Source organism: Desulfoplanes sp., from assembly GCF_054921335.1.
Window position 1 is genome coordinate 1 of sequence record NZ_JBUDSQ010000060.1, and the last position, 17,369, is coordinate 17,369.

A 17,369-nucleotide genomic window follows, 5' to 3' on the forward strand; every position below is an offset into this window, starting at 1 on the left:
GGGCGTAACGAAGAGGAGCAGGGCAAGCGCCCGACCCTCATGGCCGTGGGGGATGCGGACCAGAACATCTATGCCTTCCAGGGGTCCAATGTCCGGTTCATCCGCATGTTCGAGAGGGATTACAAGGCGGCCATCGTGTACATGAACCGCAACTACCGCTCCCTTGCGCCGGTCATCCGGGCTGCCGACCGGCTGATTGCCAACAACCGTGATCGTATGGATTCACCGCCCGGCGAGTCGGTTCGGGGCGAGGGCCAGAATTCCGTGAACATTGTGAGCGTGTCCTCGTCCGAGGCCTTGCCCAAGGCCGTACTTCTCAGGGCGGGAGAGCTCATCGGAGCGAACGGGTATGATCCCGAAGAGATCTGCATCCTGTGCCGGACCAACCAGGAGGTCTTCACCCTGATGCGTCTGGCCCGGCAGATGGGGCAGACGGTGCAGGTCATCCGGCGCAGGGGACTTCCCTTCACCCAGATCCGCGAGGTGCGTGAAATTCTGGATATCCTTGTTCGATGCGGCAGAAACACCTGTTCCGGACATGAAGTCCGGGAATTGGTCACGACCCTTGTTCGCGAAAGCGATGTGCCTCCCTCTCACCGGATCTGGCTTTCCTACCTCGAGGCCATGGCCGATGATTACGAACGGGAATGCGGCAAACTCAAGCAGCCCGTGCAGGTTTTTGTGGACATGGTCTTTGATCTTTCCCGGGATTTCGGGCGGTTCAGCCTGGAGAAGGGGCAGGGCATCCGGATCGCTACCATGCATTCGGCCAAGGGTATGGAGTTTCCCGTTGTTCTGCTCATGGGTCATCCCTTTCCAGGGGTGCCCCTGGAAGAGGAGCGACGACTCTATTATGTGGCCATGACCAGGGCAAGAGACCGGTTGGAATGTTTTCATGGTCCCAAGCCGCATTGTTTTATCCGGGAGATTTTCGGGAACAGGGCAGAGCACGTGACGCTGAGCAAGATGAGCCCGCCCCTCAATGCCGTGGAAGGCCGACTCTGTACCGGCCGACTCTGGGAAATGGAGCCCGATGATATGGTGCTCTCCTTTCCGGCGTATAGGAACGGACATCCCCGAACAATGGAGACGATCGACCGAATGGGACGCGGGGAAAGCACCTTTCGATACGATTATGAATCCTGCGGGCAACGGTTTCGAATCACGGCGAACGGCATCCCCGTGGCCCTCTTGTCGAGCAAGGGCGCTCGAAGATTGTCGGGGTATCTGGACAATGACTATGGTGTCGAGAGGATAGTGCTCCTGGCCCAGATACGACGGACACCTTCGGAATTCGATCTCGCAGAAGCCCGGGTGGATGCCGAGCACCATCCTTATTGGCACGTGCCCCTGTTTCAGGTCATTCTGTACCGGCAGAATGACCCCAAACCGGGCGATCACGCCTTTTGAACCCGAAAACGCGTAAGCCTACAGCCAGTTCTTCTTCTTGAAGTAGGCAAGCAGGGAAATCGCCACGCAGGCCATGATCCCCAAAATGAGATAGTACCCGTATTTGAAGTGCAGTTCCGGCATGATCTCGAAATTCATTCCGTAGACCCCCGCGAGAAAGGAGAGGGGGATGAAAATGGTCGCGAACATGGTCAAAAATTTCATGGTTTCGGCGAGCCGGTTGTTCATGACCATGTTGTAATAGTTCAAGTGATCGTTGAGCATTTCCCGGTAGCTATCCACCGCATCCACGGTCTGTTCGGCCATGTCCACGAGATCCGTTTCTTGAGAAATCTGGCCACGTATCACCTCCGAAGCGAACAGGGTGCGGGCTTGTCTCCGCACGGATGATGGATTTTTAAACCAATGCTTCGGATACCGTGAATCGGGTGCAAAGAAAAGCCGCTTGTTCGTCTTTTCCCATGTTCCGCATTCCTTTGTTCCGCATTCATTGAATGCGGATTTTTTTTGTCCGGGTGGCACAAGCGATCAGAGACACAGTCATGCGCATCGTTTGAAGGCAGGATTGTGAATGAACACGAAATGAAAAAACGTATTATTTTATTGACTCAAAAAAATAAAAGTAATACCAAACGCAGCAAATTTGTGAAAAAAGGTGATTGAATGGATACTCGTTTTTATTTTGTGTCAGGCATCCTCTTGTTCATCCTGGTCGCGGCCTCGGCGGGTCCGGCCCTGGCCAGGGACGTTGCAAAGGATACGGACAATGACGGCCGTGTGGACCGGGTGGCCCGTTTTGACGAACATGGTGCGCTTGTGTCTCTGACAGTGGATGGTGACGGGGACGGGCGGATGGAACGGCGTCAATGGTATGCGGACCGGACCCTGGAGAGGGTGGAGCAGGACCTCGATGGGGACGGATTCTGGGAACACACGGATTATTATGCCAATGCCACGCGCCAAAGGCAGGAGGTCATCGCGCCCGGCGGCGAGCTTGTCCGCATCGTCCTGTTCACCACGCAGGGAGAGGTGGCAAAGACCCTTCGCGACACGGATGGGAGCGGCCATCTGGAGACTGTTTGCACCTATGTCCGCGGAAAGCTCGATGTGTGTGAAAAAGACGAAGATGGTAACGGCCTCATGGAGGTGCGCCAGGAGTTCGTCGATGGCACTCTCAAAAGGCGATTGCAGGACACGAACCAGGACGGGTTTGCCGAAAGCGTGATCACCTTTGATGCCTCGTCCATGCCCGTGCAAAGTATGCACGATCTGGACAGGGATCGGTTCCGGGAGACCGTCAGGACCTATGTCGGCGGAGAGATTGCAACGCAGGTGAAGATCATCGGGCCCGACGGGCCGGTCTGCGAGCGTCTGGATTTTTCCAAGGGTCAGCCCGAGCGGATGGAACGGTTTGCCGAAAACGCCACGCTGCCGTTCGAGATTCTGCATTTCTCCAACGGATATCCGGTCTTACGCGAGCGGGATACGAACGACAACGGTCGCATGGATGAATGGATCGAGCTGGACGACAAAGGGCGCCCCGTGCGGATCAGAAAGGATACGAACCACAGCGGAAAGCCGGACAGGATCTCGTTGTTCGTCAAAGGCTACGTGTCCATGCAGCGGGCGGACCAGGAGGGTGACGGTTTTTTCGAGACCACCACCCGATTCGAGAAGGAACAGCCGGTGTGCATGGAACGCGATACCGACAGGGATGGCAGGCCGGAGGAGGTGGTCCGCTACGATGGTCAGGGTCGTAAAATATCCCTGACCATGGATCAGAGCGGGAACGGTCGCATGGATACCTGGCAGGAGTACACGAACGATGTTCTCCAGCGGATCCGCCGGGATACAACCGGGAACGGCCGCATCGATACCGAGGCATTGTTCGTCAACGGGGCCAGAAGCCGGCTTCGTCACGATACGGACGGGGATGGGTACTTCGAAACCGTTCAGTACTATGACCGCGAAGGATGGGACATGGTTCTGGAGCGCGATGCGGGCAAGGGAACTCCGCTGGTGGCCCGACTGTATTACCAGGAAGGAGCCTTGCGAAAAAAGGAGCAGCTTTCCGCCCAGGGCGAAGCGGAATACGTGGAATGGTTCAATCCTGAAGGGGCGTTGATGAAAAGCCGTGAACTGGAACCCGGAGGCGGCCATCTGACCTGGGTGTACGGGAAGGGGGGAGAGCCTTTGCGGGCTGAACGCGATCAGGACAGGGATGGGAAGACTGAAGAGACCTTCGTGTACGAAAACGGCCTGCTCGTACGGGTCGAAGAAGACAGTAACGGGGACGGAAAGACCGATATCTGGGAATATTTCGACAGTTCCGAGGCCCTCATATGCAGAAAAGAGGATCTGGATCATGATGGAACGCCTGATCTGGTCAGGGAAACGAGCAATCAGACCGCATCCATTCAGGATGTCGAACAAAAATAATCATACACAGCGGGAGGAACAGGATGTTCGAGTTTTTGAGCAGGGGCGGTGTGCTGGTGTATCCGATTCTGGGGTGTCTGGTCGTGGTGGCCGCCATTTTTACGGAACGCATGATCCGATTTGCCCTGCTGCGCAGCCGGGGCAGCGGTCTGGCGGATACGGTGGCCGGACTTCTCAAGCAGGGGGAGACGGACAAGGCGCGGGCTTCGGCGGAGGCAAGCCGTTCACCCATGGGCGCGGTGCTGTTGCGGGCCATCGATGCCAGGGACCTGGACCGGGAGATGCTGGAATCGGTTCTGGTCAGTTCCACGGACGAGGAGGTGCGCAAGCTCTCCGCCTACAGTCAGCTCATGGCGACCATCGGCAACATCGCCCCGCTTCTCGGGCTGCTGGGAACGGTCATCGGGCTGATCAAGGCCTTCATGGTCATCCAGGAGATGGGGGGCAAGGTGAACGCCTCGGTCCTGGCCGGGGGGATATGGGAGGCCATGCTGACCACGGCCCTGGGGCTCGGCGTGGCCCTGCCGACCATGCTGGCCCACAGCTATCTGCTGGCGAGGGTCGACAGGTACGGAGCCCGGCTGCAACGGGGCGCGATCGCCTTTCTCAAATCCCTGAGTTCGAGGTAAGATCCCATGATCGTACATTTTCACAGAAAAGAACCCTATCGGATGCAGCCCCCGCTGACCTCGCTCATCGACATCGTGTTCATGCTGCTCATTTATTTCATGCTCACCACCAATTTCATGGTCGATGAGGGGATCAAGGTCCGCCTGCCCCAGGCGAAGGCCTCGGCACCCCAGGTGCGCAGGGATCTGGTGGTCTTTATCGATCGGGATGCCCGGGTGTGGATAGGCGACCGGGAAATTCCCGAGGCCGATCTGTTCAGGTCCGTGCGGGAACGTCTGGAACATCGAAGGGACAAGCGGGTCGTTGTGCGTGCCGACCGGAATCTTGTTCTGAACCGGGCCGTGCATGTCATGGACGTGCTCAAGGCGGCCGGAGCCGAGTCCCTGTGTCTGGCCACGGAAAAAAGCGGGGAGTGAGTTGTGAGATCCGACCAAGGCAACGTGCTGCTGGATGTTCTTCTGCTTGTCTTTTCAGGGGTTCTCGCCCTGACGGTCATGCTCGCGCCTGATCCGGGTCCCCGGACCCTCGAGGCCATCGAACTGGACATGGAACCCGCCCCCCTGCGGAACACGCGAAATATCCCCCGTCCCCGACACCGACCCGAAAGAATCCGACCCGCCAACGTGGAGGCCGTGGTTCCGGCTTCTGTTCCGCGTCAGATCGCTTCGAGCGCCCCTGTCGAACAGGTCGACCTCGCGGTTCCCCGTCTGGAAACCCCGGGCGAGATGGGGGAACTCGTCCCGCTGCAATCCGCCGGGGACCTGGCCGTGAGCGCATCGGCAGCCGCAGCCGGGTTCATGACCAGAAGCGACTATCAGGAACTCCTTCGGATGCGCATCGAGTCCCGGAAAATCTATCCGGATGCGGCGCGTTCCCGGGGCAAACAGGGGCGCGTGGTGGTGCGTTTCACCATTGAAGAAGACGGATCCATCCGGGAGCAGAGTCTGGTCCGTGGAAGCGGAACCGCCTCCCTGGACCGGGCCGCCCTGCGTGCCGTGACCATGGCGGCGCCCTTTCCCATGGCCCCGGCGGATCTCTTCGCCTACCCCCTGACCCTGCAGATAGAAATCTGTTTCGAGCTCACCTGATTTCTGATCAGCTGAAAAATCCGGTCATGGCGACGGATGATACGGCATTCTCTGCTGTCCGATTCGTCAGATCATGTTTGGCTATCCTCGAAGCCCGAAGCAATGGCGACGGTCTTCGGTATAGCAACGCACGGATCGCAGGTCGGGTCCGTTTCAACCCTCTATCAAGGAGATGATTTTGTGAAAACATCGTGTTGTCTGGTTCCCTTATGTGCACTTCTTTTTTTCGTGATGGTCGCTCCCGCCTCGGCAACCGCTCCGGGGTACGCGAGAGCGGTTCTTCTGGGAGAACGTGCCGCCCAGGAGGCGGCCGGGATGCTCGGCCAGGATCTGCAAACCGGCCGGGTCATTGTCCTATCCAATGCGGGCTATGCAAGGCCGTTTGGACGATCCACCCAGGGATGCCTGGACGGACTCGCCCGGACCACCAGTGCCAGCGTGGGCAGTTCGACCCTGATCGCCCTGCAGGCGCGAAACGACAGTCCTCTCTGGTTCGCGTTCTTTTCCCCGCAGTCCGGAGAGTGCGTCTATCTGCAGGCTGAAGGGGATGTTTTTTCGGACAGGGCGAACACGTCTCTATGGAGTGTTCGTCAGCAGGCCCGCATCGATGGCGATCATATCTTCGCACATCCCGAGGAGTTCACGGCCAGGGGCAAAAAAGGGCTTTTCGGCAAGAATCTTTTCCGTATCGTCACGGTTGCCAATGCTGCTGCCCGAAATTGTCCGGATCATGCCCTGCAGGCCATGCGCGTGCATGACCATTTTTGTCCGGGCATCACCTCGGGGGTCCTGCTCGCTCAGTATATCTCCCAGCAGATTCTCACCAGGCAGGATCAAAAACTTTTTGTTCTCTCCCTGGTTCCCTGGTGCAAGGAAGACGCATTGACGACCCTGCTCAACGCCACGCCGGGAAAACGCGCCTACGCCGTTGTCTACGGGGACAGAAAAGAGGCCGGGAACTGGCCCGCGCCCCTGAACCGGACCTGCACCGTGGCCTTTACCCCGGACGAAGAGGGGATCTGGACGGGGCGGTTGCTGGGGTTCGACTTTGACGCGGCCAGAAAGCGGTATGAGGACCGGGTGTTCGGATACCCTGTTCTGGACAAGCTCTATGCGGATCTCTGGTTTCTGGACCACCTGGACGAACCCGAATCCTTTGTGGAGGAACTCGGACAGGTGGCGCTGCCCAAGGGGACCTCTCCCAAGGACCTCGTGCGTCCGGACAGCGCATTGCTCAAGCGGCTCGTTCCAATGGAAAAATAAAAAAAGACCGGTGGGATGACGGTCTGCAAACTTTCGATCCCACCGGTCAGCCCCCTCAACGGGAGGCTTGTCCATGTAGTAAAGACGTGACGAGACATGGTCAATGCCTCCCTCTTCAAGGCAACCCTGAAGGAGGTTTCTGCCATGCGTTGTTTTGTCCGGCTCATTGTCTGCTGTTTTCTTGCTGTTCTGTGGGTACTTCCGGTCGGTGCACAGGAGAACGCCACCAGCGAGGTGGTCGATCTGGGCACGGTCCAGGTTATGGAAAGGGGGGGTGTGCCCGAGGTGCTCGCCACTCCGGATATGGAAGTCATCCGGGTCGATGCGTATGACCAGCCCGGAATTCCCCAGAACATCACGGATCTGGTCAGGGATCTGCCCATTTTTGATTTCCGCGGGGCGAGCGACCTGGTTCCCGGCGACGATACCATCTATATGCGCGGTTTCAGCAGCAGGCGGTTCGTGACCTCCATCGACGGGTTGACCCTGCGACAGAGCGGAGGGCGCAAGTCGAGCCATATCGTGGATTATGCGCTGCTCCCGACCTGGATGATCGAGGAGGTGGAGGTCATGCCCGGCCCCCACTCGGCCCTCTATCCCTCCAAGAGCATCGGCGGTGTCTTGAATCTGAAGACACGAAGCCCCAAACGGTTCGAGACGCCCAAACCCGATGTCAATCTTTCGACCTCGTACCGTTCCTACAATACACAGAATCATAATCTGGATGTGCATGGCGGTATCAAAGGCCTTATCTATGACGCGGGTGTCCAGAAATACGGTACGGATGGCTATCTGAGAAACAGCAGGGCGGATATCTCCACGGTGTACGGCAGGGGCGGATACGTTCAGGACAACGGAGGGTACCTCACCCTGAGCGGGGCCTACTCCGACGCCGATCGCCGGCTCCCGGTGAACAATGATCCGGATGACCCCGCTTCCGACTATGATTCGGGGTATCCAACGGTTGAGGACGCTTCGGAATTCGTTGATTCCCAGGATCCCACAACGAGTAAGATCGCTGAGTCCGTCAATCTGAACCTTGCGCAACCAAGCCCCTGGGGAACCTGGAAACTCGCGGCCATGTACAGCGAGGAGAATACCGACCGGCAGTACGACAATCTGGACGGCACGGATGGTTCCTGGGAAACCAAATGGCGGCAGTGGACGGCCAAGATTTCGGATACCCTCGAGGTGGCCCCCGGCCATGGACTGACTCTGGGTGGTGAGATGGCCGAACTCTACGACGGATACGGACGGTGTGCCGGCTGGAAACACGCCTATGACGATCACAGACGGATCCAGACCTGGGCCGCCTTCGGGCAGTACGACTGGGACATCACTGAGAGTCTCAACCTTCGCCTCGGGTTGCGCTACGAAACCCTGAAGGCCTGGGTGAACAACTATTCGAGCAGGGGCACCTATTACATCACCGGCAGAGACCAGTGGATCGAACGGGATTGGGACCAGCTGATCCCCAAGTCCTATCTGACCTGGAAGATGGATAACCTGGCCCCCTGTATGCGGGATACCAGCCTGGCCCTCGGTGTGAGCCGGATATGGCGGGCCCCGGATTATCATGGGGAGCTCAATCCCCAGGGCAGGCCGTCAGGAGCCTGGATCGATCCGGAACACGGCACGGGCTACGATCTGGTGCTCCAGCGCAGGCTCTGTGGGGATATCCAGTTCAAGGTGGACGGTTCCTTTTACGAGATCCGGGATTTTCTCGCCTACAATTCAAAATACGCCAAGTACAGCCCCAGCGTGACACATCCGGTGTCTCCGGGCCAGGAATACAAGGACTGGATGATCAACATGGACAAGGTCTGGCGCAAGGGCGTCGAAGTGAGTCTGCGCGGGCATCTCTGCGATCCCCTGTCCTTCTATCTCGCCTATGCCTATGTGGATTTCGAAAACAGGGGCGATGAACCCGCCGGGGAGACGGCTCTGGATGGCAGGGCCAAGAATCGTTTCAACGCCGGGGTGACGTATGAAGTGTTCCAGGGGACCATGTTGCTGCTTGATTATGCTTTCCAGGATAAGGAAGTCGTTCGGACCGGTAAGGAGACACCGGCGGGAAGCGACCACTGGACCTTCACGGAGACGACAGTGGACCCCCACCATCTGGTGGATTGCGCCGTGGAACAGACTCTTTTTAAAGAATATCACGGTTTGAAGGATGCCAAACTCAAGCTGTATGCCACCAACGTGTTCAACGAGAGCTATGTGAACATCGACGGGTATCCGGCAACGGACAGGACCGTCGGCGTTGCCTTTTCTCTTGGTTTTTGATTTTTTTTTGACAAGGTGGGTATCACAGGACCATACAGCCCGTCAGGACGTAGTTCTCGGTCCTTGCGGGCTGTTTTGTTTGCATGGGGCAGCGATCAGGTTCCCTTGGATAGCATATGGGTCTGCAGCCGTTGGTAACTGGGGAGTTCGGCCTCCTGGAAAGAAGCCCCGATGATGGTCCCGTCGGGTTTGGATTCGAACCGGTGGGATGCGCATTTGATAATGATGGGTTCCTCGGATTGATAAACTTTGAACAGGACCTCAAAAAGGTTGTCCTTATCCTCTGGGTGGATCCTGCATTTGCAATTTTTGGGGATACGGATGCGGATACCTCCCAGAGAAATATCCTGGATTTCTCCGGAATGGTAATAATAATTGCTCTTGTTCTCACCATGGATAACGATGGGAATTTTTTCTTCTTTACGTGGGTACTTTCTCCGCTCACTGGATAGTTTGTCTTTTTTACGCAGGTGGCCCGATAAAATGGTTTCGATCAGGGCTGACAAGGTTATTTTTCGGTCCTTGGCCATGTGTATAAGCGTTTTTTTGGTCCCGTCGCTTGTTCTGAAACATATTTTCGATGTTTTCCGCATGAGATCCTTGTCGAAGAAGGTCCTTGTGTGTTGGTCGGGAAGATCTTGGCGCAGATTTTTGATTGGATCATTACATCCTCCAAGGAAAAAATATGCCATTATGTAATATTTTGATTTTACATATTTTTTTGATTTTTGTTTACATTGTTCCGGTAATTAAAGACGAAAAAGGGTGTTTTTTCCCCTGGTTGTCCGGTAAACAAGGAACCTGGGAGGGGTTGTCAAACCTTCGCGCTTTGGGAGCAAGACCGTGGTCCACCCCCGGGTATCCAGCGACAGGGAACAGCGGCAAAACTCTGCTATCCTTTGGTGTGGATGCTGTGATAGCGGATAACGATTGATCGGGCTGTTCATGGGCCGATCCGGTCCTTTTGCGGAAAATGGATGGCATGATGGTCCGTTTGGGACTATGCCCAAACGGAAATCCGTCCGGGTATTGTTTTGTCCATCCATGATGAGAGAAAGATGCGTATCATTGTCCAAGAAAGGTCTTTGAAGGACATTGCCGAGCCCTATGCAGGCAAGGGGCTCGAGGAATTTCGGTCGAAATGGGATACCGGATCGGGGGCGGCCCTCCATGTCTTTGGCCCCTGTTCTTCGAGTATGGACGTGGCCTGGGAACTGTCGCGGGCCGGAGGTTTCGGCGTATGGGATTCTTTGCTCGCCAGCTCCCAGTGGTCAGGACGGGGACAGATGCGCCGGGAATGGATATCTCCGGAGGGGAATATCTATGCGGCATGGAGATGGCCCCTTCCCCCGGACACGTGGGGTATGCTTGTTCCGCTCGTGGCGGGGGTATTGGTGCATGATTTTTTTGCCCGTCAGGGGATTTTTTTGCGCATCAAATGGCCCAACGATCTGCTCCTGGACGGTCGCAAGATAGGTGGAATTCTCGTCGAGGAACGGAGCGGTGTTCTTGTTGTCGGAATAGGATTGAACCTTGTATGGGCACCGGACCCGGCAAGGATGCGTCGCGAAACGTCCATTGTCGCCGGTACGCTTTCGTCCCGTATCGAGGATTCCGACCACCTGTCCCTCTGGGCGCAGCTTGTCTCCCGGGGGCGTTTCTGGTACGAAAAAACACTTTCCTCGTACACTCCCGCCGGATTTGTTTCATTGCTCGATCCCCTTTTGGCCTTCATGCACCAACATGTCCAGGTCGTGACCGGAGATAGTCGTTACCGCGCTCTGCTGACCGGAGTACAGGACGACGGAGGACTTGTCCTTGTAACCCGGGGACAGAAAAACGTGCTTTATTCGGGGAATATTTTGCCCCTGGATGACCATGACACTCTTTCCATATGATAGGTCTAAGCAATGGGACCGTGTGGACACCACAACCAGGAAACGGAGCCGATATATCAATGACAAAAAATAATTTTGAACACGTTGCGGCCCATCTCAACGGCAAGAAAATCCTCGTAGCCAATAGAGGCATCCCTGCCCGCCGGATCGTTCGTTCCATCCGCGAGGTGTTTGGTGCGGTTCCTATCATGACCGCCACGGATGTCGACAAGACCGCCCCATTTACCTCCTGCGCCCAGGAGCTCTTGTTGTTGGGGGAGAATCCAAGGGCCTACCTCGATGTGGATCTGATCATCGCCAAGGCCAAGGCCAGAAAGATCGTGGCCATCCATCCGGGATGGGGGTTTGCCTCGGAAGACGATAGTTTTCCCCAGAAATGTGCGGATGCGGGCATCGTTTTTATCGGACCTTCCAGGGACGCCATGCGGCTGCTGGGCAACAAGGTGGAGGTCCGCCGGTTGGCCCAGAAACTCGGCATTCCCGTTGTACCCGGCTCCGAAGGGGCTGTGAGTATGGTTGAAGCCCGGGAACTGGCCCAGGGGATGGGGTTCCCGGTCATGCTCAAGGCCGAGGGCGGTGGTGGTGGCCGGGGGATCTATGAGGTTTTCCGTGAAGATCAGCTTGAAGACGCGTTTGCCAAGGCCTCGGCCCTGGCTCAGGCATCCTTTGGCAATCCCAGGTTATACGTCGAACGGCTCTTGACCTCCATCCGGCACATCGAGATCCAGGTCATAGCGGACAAACATGGGAATGTTTTTGCCTTTGATGAACGCGACTGCACGATACAGCGCAACCACCAAAAGCTTGTGGAGATAACCCCCTCTCCCTGGCCGCGGATGACCGAAGATTTACGGGCCCGGCTCAAGTCCTACGCGATCAAGCTGGTCAAGGAGGTGGGCTACCATTCCCTTGCCACGGTCGAATTCCTGGTCGACCAGGATCTCAATCCCTATCTCATCGAGGCCAATACCCGGTTGCAGGTGGAGCATGGGATCACCGAGTGCCGTTACGGTATCGATCTCGTCGAGGAGCAGATCGCTGTGGCCTTTGGGGCGGAGCTGCGCCTCAATGACCAGGATACGCTTCCTTCCAACTCGGTCATGCAGGTCCGGATCAATTGCGAAGACCCGCAGAAAAATTTTTCGCCCAATGTCGGGACGATCACCCGCTATCTATCCCCCGGTGGTCAAGGAGTCCGTGTAGATTCATGTATTTCGGGGGGATATGAATTTCCATCCCAGTACGATTCCGCTGCATCCTTGCTGATAGCCTATGGCAAGACTTGGCCCAAGGTCCTCGGGGTCATGGACCGTGCCCTGACCGAATATATCATCGGGGGGATCAAGACGACCATTCCGTTCCATTCGCGGATCATCCACCATCCGGGGTTTGTCCGTGGGGAATTTGATACCAATTTTGTGGCCAATACCCCCGAACTCATGAGTTATCATTATGAGGAACCCGAAGCCCTGCGGATTTCGCGGTTGGTGGCCGAGATTACCGCCAAGGGATACAACCCCTATGTTAAGCTGGGAGAGTACCGGTACAAGGGGGACAAGTGTTTGGGCAGTTTTAGCCCTGTATTGCCACGCATTGAGACCGAGTATCATGTCTCCCCCTATCCACGCGGAGACCGTGATGCCGTTTTAGATTTTGTTCGTGATTCCGGATACATTCATTTTACGGACACCACGACCAGGGATATAACCCAGTCCAACAGCGGCAACCGGTTCCGGCTTGCCGAGGACCGCCTTGTGGGGCCGTACCTCGACAATTGTGGGTTTTTCTCGCTGGAAAACGGAGGAGGGGCCCATTTCCATGTGGCCATGCTGGCCAACATGACCTATCCCTTTTCCGAGGCCGAAGAGTGGAACCAGTTCGCCCCCAAGACCCTCAAACAGATCCTTATCCGCTCGACCAATGTTCTGGGATACAAGCCCCAGCCCAAGAATCTCATGCGCCGTACCGGTGAGATGATATGTGAGCACTACGACGTGATCCGCTGTTTCGATTTTTTGAACCATATCGAAAACATGCGGCCTTTTGCCGAGGTGGTTCTCGGGTCCGCCAAAAATATCTTTGAACCGGCCATTTCTCTTTCCTGGGCCAGGGGGTTCGATGTTCCCCATTATCTCGGGGTGGTCGAGGAGATCCTACGCATGACCGCTGAGGTGAGCGGCCTGTCCACGGCAAAGGCCCAGAAACGGATCATTCTCGGACTCAAGGACATGGCCGGGGTCTGTCCCCCGCGCTTCATCAGTGAACTCGTGTCCGCCATCCGTAAGTCCTGGCCGGACATGGTCGTGCACTACCATCGTCATTACACGGATGGACTTTTTGTTCCTGCTGTTGGAGCGGCGGCCAAGGCCGGCGCCCATATAGTGGATACGGCTATTGGGGCATCCGTCCGTTGGTACGGGCAGGGAGAGGTTCTGTCCACGGCCGCCTATATTGAAGATGAGCTGGGGCTACGGACGAATCTGAACAAGGAGATGATCCGTTCATGTGGGTTCGTGCTCAAGCAGGTCATGCCATATTACGACAAATACACGGCCCCGTATTTTCAAGGCATCGATTACGATGTGGTCAAACACGGTATGCCCGGCGGGGCGACTTCTTCTTCGCAGGAAGGGGCCATGAAGCAGGGATATATCCATCTGCTTCCCTACATGCTCAAGTTTCTCGAGGGCACCAGGCAGATTGTCCGGTACCACGATGTGACACCTGGTTCCCAGATCACCTGGAACACCGCTTTTCTTGCCGTGACCGGTGCCTTCAAGAACGGAGGAAAGAAGTCCGTCCGCAGATTGTTGAGTGTGCTCGATACGGTGGTCAAAACGCCGGAATCTTCCCTGAGTGAGGACAACAAGCGCCGACGCCTGGATATCTACAAGAATTGCAATGACGCCTTCCGGCATCTTCTGCTTGGCAAGTTCGGACGGCTGCCGCTTGGATTTCCTGATCGGTGGGTTTACGAGAGTGCCTTTGGGGATGATTTTGAGCAGGCCCTGATGGAGCGGACGGAAAATTCCCCCCTGACCACCCTTCCCGATATGGATGTAGGGGCCGAAAGAAGGGCCTTGGCGGAACATCTGGAAAGGGATCCAAGCGAGGAAGAACTTGTCCTGTATCTGAACCATCCAGGGGACGCACTGAAGACATTTGATTTTGTCCGTGAGTTCGGGGACGCCAACCTCCTTCCATTGGATGTCTGGTTCGAGGGGATGGATACGGGACGGGAACTCTATTTCCGTGACTCCCAGGGCAAGCACCATCTTTTAACCCTTCTCGATGTTGCCGAGCCCGATGCGCGGGGCATCTGCGTGGTCCGCTACGCACTTGATTCGGAATTCTTCTCGCATCAGGTCAAGGTCAGCGAGGCGACCGGGGTCGAGGAAGAAGGGTTCGAAGTGGCCGACAAGAATACCCCCTACCATGTGGGTTCACCGAGTAGCGGGGATCTCTGGGTCATGCAGGTCCAGCCCGGGGATATCGTCAAAGCGGGTGAAGAACTTTTCAATATTTCAATCATGAAACAGGAAAAAGCGGTGTTCTCCCAGGTGGCCGCGATGGTCAAAAGGGTCCTCAAGGTCGCCGATTACCAGGAAGACAGAAAGATGGTTCCCGTGCATGAGGGCGAACTCTTGGTCGAATTGATGCCTATCCCCAAGCGGTGTCCGACGTGCAAGCACCCGACCCTCCACGAGGAGGATCGGTTCTGTGCCCACTGTGGGCAGAAGCTCTAACCATAAGCCCAATACCGGCGGCCGGAAGTGATTTTTCCTTCCGGCCTCTATACTTTTTGTGGAATCTACCCCGCCGTGCATGACAAAACGGGATGTTTATCTCCCCCTGCTTGACGCCGTATTTTTTGTTTTTTAACGTTATTGCATTGATATATTTATTTATTTGTACGGGCCAGCGGTTTTAGATGCTCTGGATGTATTTTTGCATCCGGCTAGAGGATAGACAAGAGATGGAGCGGGTAGGGCGATGTAAGATTGTATTGACTGAAGCTCAAAAAAATGACTAGGTTGTGTTACTTTTGTTATTGATATGCCCCGTCTATACGGATGCGGCGTCTGGAGATGGTTTCGACTCTTTAGGAGGAAAAAAGATGGCAAAGACTCAGGAAAAGGTTTCCGAGAATTCAGCGGCTCGGGAAATGGATTCCGGGGCTACAAAGAAGGGCTCAAAAAAAGTACGATCAAAAGCCAACATAGCAAAGATACAAGAACAATTTGTCCTGAACGGGCATGATATCGTCACCATCGGTCCGGACGCAGAACTCCTGGTGGGCGGAAAGAATTACAACACGGCCATTATCAGCACCATAGAGAATATCCGTGCTCCCCAGTTCAGGGCCATTTCCTCCAAGGTTTTCCACGTCGTCCTCGACCAGACCAAGGTCAATGCTGCGGCCGTGAGGGCCATTGTCGACAAGGAGTTCGACCATATCGATTGGGCGGATCAGGAAATCAATAACGATCCGGATTTTCTTCAAAAATTTGTCCGCAAGGTGGCCAAGAAACTCAAGGAACAGTCAGGCAACGATGATGGTTCCACACGGTTGCGCACCTTTGTGAACAATGTTGTCGAGGGATTTGCCACATCCCCCGAAGGGATCGATCAGTTACGGAAGCGTTCCGTCCTCGTTCAGGTGGCCATCCTGTCCGTCGATCTTCCCAAAGAGGTGGATGAGGCGGTCCGTTTGGCCTATCGGAACATCTGCAAAGAGGCCGGACTGGAAAGTGTTCCCGTGGCTGTGAGATCTTCCGCCGCTGGTGAAGATAGCCGGAACAAGGCCTTTGCCGGATTGCAGGATACCTATTTGAATATTGTCGGAGACGCCAATGTTGCCGAAGCCTATCATTGGGACTGTGCCTCCGCCTACAACCTGCGTAGTATGACCTACCGCCGCGAATCCATTCTGGACGCCGTGGCCAAGGCAGAGGAGACCGGTGACGATTCCATTGCCGTCCAGGCCAAGCAGGAATGGTCCATTGAAAACACGTCCCTCTCCGTCTGTATCATGCGCATGATCAACCCGGTTATCTCGGGTACCGCATTCAGCGCGGACACCGCGACCGGTTGCCGGGGGACCGACCGCAAGGACTTGGTGTCCATTGATGCGAGCTATGGACTCGGAGAGGCCGTTGTCAGCGGCATGGTCACCCCGGACAAGTTCTATGTCTTCCAGCGAGAGGATGGGCAGGAAGTGGTGATCCGTTCCATGGGCTGCAAGGACAAAAAGATCGTGTACGATGATTCCGGTGTCGGGACCAAGGTGGTCGACGTCTCCCAAGAGACGGCCTGCCGCTGGTCCCTTTCCCTGGCCCAGGCCGAGATGGTGGCCAAGGGGGTCCGCAGTATCAGCACGGCCTATGACGGAATGATCATGGACTCCGAATTCTGCATCGATAAATGGGACCGTCTCTGGTTTGTCCAGGCCCGCCCAGAGACCCGCTGGAATGCCGAGCTGGAAAAGGATCCCGACAAAATTTTTATGCGCAGGATGGAGGTCAAGCCTGGAGGTCTCAAGACCGCCGATGTTGTGCTCCAGGGGAACGGAGCTTCCCGGGGAGCCGGACAGGGCACGGTCAGATTCCTCCGTTCCGCTCTGGAACTGAACAAAGTGAACAAGGGGGATATTCTGGCCGCCGAGCGGACCGATCCCGACATGGTCCCCGGAATGCGTATCGCTTCGGGGATCATGGCCGATGCCGGGGGTGATACGAGCCATGCGGCCATCACCTCCCGTGAATTGGGCATTCCCGCAGTCATTGGGATCAAGCGCCTGGAAATCCTGCGGACCCTGGACGGCCAGGATGTCACCGTCGACGGTTCCAGGGGATGCGTGTATCGTGGACTGATCCCCATGGAAGAGGTCGGCGGGGTCATCGATGTCGGTCAACTCCCAGAAACCAAGACGAAGATCGGTCTCATTCTGGCCGATGTCGGGCAGTCGTTGTTCCTTTCCCGGTTGCGTAATGTCCCGGATTTCGAGGTGGGTCTGCTCCGGGCCGAATTCATGCTCGGGAATATCGGGGTCCACCCCTTGGCCCTTGAAGCCTATGACAATGGTTCTCTCAATGCCATCGTGGACAAGAAGCTTTCTGAAATGGACAAGGATCTGACCAAGGTCCTCAAGGAACAGCTCGATGCCGGCGTGGTGTCCATCGATTTCAAGCTCAGGAAGTATGTGGGCATCGTTACCGGGCTGGCCCAAGAGATGGAAGAACTCTCCAACTCTTCCGGACTCAAGGGGACGGATGAGGTTTTGGCCATCCATCGTCAGATCCGTGAATTGGACAAGAAGATGGATGATCATCTGGAGATGGCCACCCAGCGT

General features: G+C 56.2%; 13 protein-coding genes. 11 read left to right on the plus strand and 2 right to left on the minus strand.

All coding sequences use genetic code 11. The features are described from left to right. On the plus strand, nt 1-1,410 hold a 1,410-nt coding region (locus ACY692_RS11400; protein WP_462325489.1), incomplete at its 5' end, for a 3'-5' exonuclease. An 18-nt stretch (nt 1,411-1,428) separates the two neighbouring features. Here ACY692_RS11400 and ACY692_RS11405 read toward each other — a convergent pair. Further along, nucleotides 1,429-1,794: a CorA family divalent cation transporter gene (locus tag ACY692_RS11405; protein WP_462325490.1), complete on the minus strand. Its 366-nt coding sequence runs from the start codon at nt 1,792-1,794 to the stop codon at nt 1,429-1,431. A 279-nt stretch (nt 1,795-2,073) separates the two neighbouring features. On the opposite strand from ACY692_RS11405, the gene ACY692_RS11410 reads away from it, so the two are divergent. The 6 genes from ACY692_RS11410 (at nt 2,074) to ACY692_RS11435 (ending at nt 9,119) form a co-directional block, all read left to right on the plus strand. Further along, on the plus strand, nt 2,074-3,849 hold the full coding sequence (locus tag ACY692_RS11410) for a hypothetical protein (protein WP_462325491.1): 1,776 nt from the start codon (nt 2,074-2,076) through the stop codon (nt 3,847-3,849). A 23-nt stretch (nt 3,850-3,872) separates the two neighbouring features. Then, nucleotides 3,873-4,478, plus strand: a complete 606-nt coding sequence (locus tag ACY692_RS11415; protein WP_462325492.1) for a MotA/TolQ/ExbB proton channel family protein — start codon at nt 3,873-3,875, stop codon at nt 4,476-4,478. Nucleotides 4,479-4,484: 6 nt separating this feature from the next. Beyond that, nucleotides 4,485-4,895: an ExbD/TolR family protein gene (locus tag ACY692_RS11420; RefSeq protein ID WP_462325493.1), complete on the plus strand. Its 411-nt coding sequence runs from the start codon at nt 4,485-4,487 to the stop codon at nt 4,893-4,895. A gap of 3 nt (nt 4,896-4,898) precedes the next feature. Next, on the plus strand, nt 4,899-5,567 hold the full coding sequence (locus ACY692_RS11425; protein WP_462325494.1) for an energy transducer TonB: 669 nt from the start codon (nt 4,899-4,901) through the stop codon (nt 5,565-5,567). Between the two features lie 180 nt (nt 5,568-5,747). Beyond that, a complete protein-coding gene (locus tag ACY692_RS11430; RefSeq protein WP_462325495.1) occupies nt 5,748-6,830 on the plus strand; it encodes an FmdE family protein in 1,083 nt (360 codons plus the stop codon). A gap of 144 nt (nt 6,831-6,974) precedes the next feature. Then, complete coding sequence (locus tag ACY692_RS11435; protein ID WP_462325496.1) at nt 6,975-9,119, plus strand: TonB-dependent receptor; 2,145 nt, start codon at nt 6,975-6,977, stop codon at nt 9,117-9,119. Nucleotides 9,120-9,214: 95 nt separating this feature from the next. On the opposite strand, the gene ACY692_RS11440 is transcribed toward ACY692_RS11435, so the two are convergent. Then, the gene (locus ACY692_RS11440; RefSeq protein ID WP_462325497.1) at nt 9,215-9,712 is read right to left on the minus strand and encodes a PilZ domain-containing protein; all 498 of its coding nucleotides are present in this window, start codon (nt 9,710-9,712) and stop codon (nt 9,215-9,217) included. 62 nt (nt 9,713-9,774) lie between these two features. On the opposite strand from ACY692_RS11440, the gene ACY692_RS11445 reads away from it, so the two are divergent. From ACY692_RS11445 to ACY692_RS11460, 4 genes are all read left to right on the plus strand, one after another. Continuing rightward, the gene (locus tag ACY692_RS11445) at nt 9,775-10,053 is read left to right on the plus strand and encodes a hypothetical protein (protein WP_462325498.1); all 279 of its coding nucleotides are present in this window, start codon (nt 9,775-9,777) and stop codon (nt 10,051-10,053) included. 124 nt (nt 10,054-10,177) lie between these two features. Then, the gene (locus ACY692_RS11450) at nt 10,178-11,017 is read left to right on the plus strand and encodes a biotin--[acetyl-CoA-carboxylase] ligase (protein ID WP_462325499.1); all 840 of its coding nucleotides are present in this window, start codon (nt 10,178-10,180) and stop codon (nt 11,015-11,017) included. A gap of 59 nt (nt 11,018-11,076) precedes the next feature. Then, nucleotides 11,077-14,763: a pyruvate carboxylase gene (locus ACY692_RS11455; RefSeq protein WP_462325500.1), complete on the plus strand. Its 3,687-nt coding sequence runs from the start codon at nt 11,077-11,079 to the stop codon at nt 14,761-14,763. A gap of 371 nt (nt 14,764-15,134) precedes the next feature. After that, on the plus strand, nt 15,135-17,369 hold a 2,235-nt coding region (locus ACY692_RS11460), incomplete at its 3' end, for a PEP/pyruvate-binding domain-containing protein (protein WP_462325501.1).

Bases quoted from the DNA above. Each gene is read 5' to 3' on its own strand.
- ACY692_RS11420 (WP_462325493.1), top strand. From the start codon at position 4,485: ATGATCGTACATTTTCACAGAAAAGAACCCTATCGGATGCAGCCCCCG.
- ACY692_RS11450 (WP_462325499.1), top strand. From the start codon at position 10,178: ATGCGTATCATTGTCCAAGAAAGGTCTTTGAAGGACATTGCCGAGCCC.
- ACY692_RS11435 (WP_462325496.1), top strand. From the start codon at position 6,975: ATGCGTTGTTTTGTCCGGCTCATTGTCTGCTGTTTTCTTGCTGTTCTG.
- ACY692_RS11410 (WP_462325491.1), top strand. From the start codon at position 2,074: ATGGATACTCGTTTTTATTTTGTGTCAGGCATCCTCTTGTTCATCCTG.
- ACY692_RS11440 (WP_462325497.1), bottom strand. From the start codon at position 9,712: ATGCGGAAAACATCGAAAATATGTTTCAGAACAAGCGACGGGACCAAA.
- ACY692_RS11455 (WP_462325500.1), top strand. From the start codon at position 11,077: ATGACAAAAAATAATTTTGAACACGTTGCGGCCCATCTCAACGGCAAG.
- ACY692_RS11415 (WP_462325492.1), top strand. From the start codon at position 3,873: ATGTTCGAGTTTTTGAGCAGGGGCGGTGTGCTGGTGTATCCGATTCTG.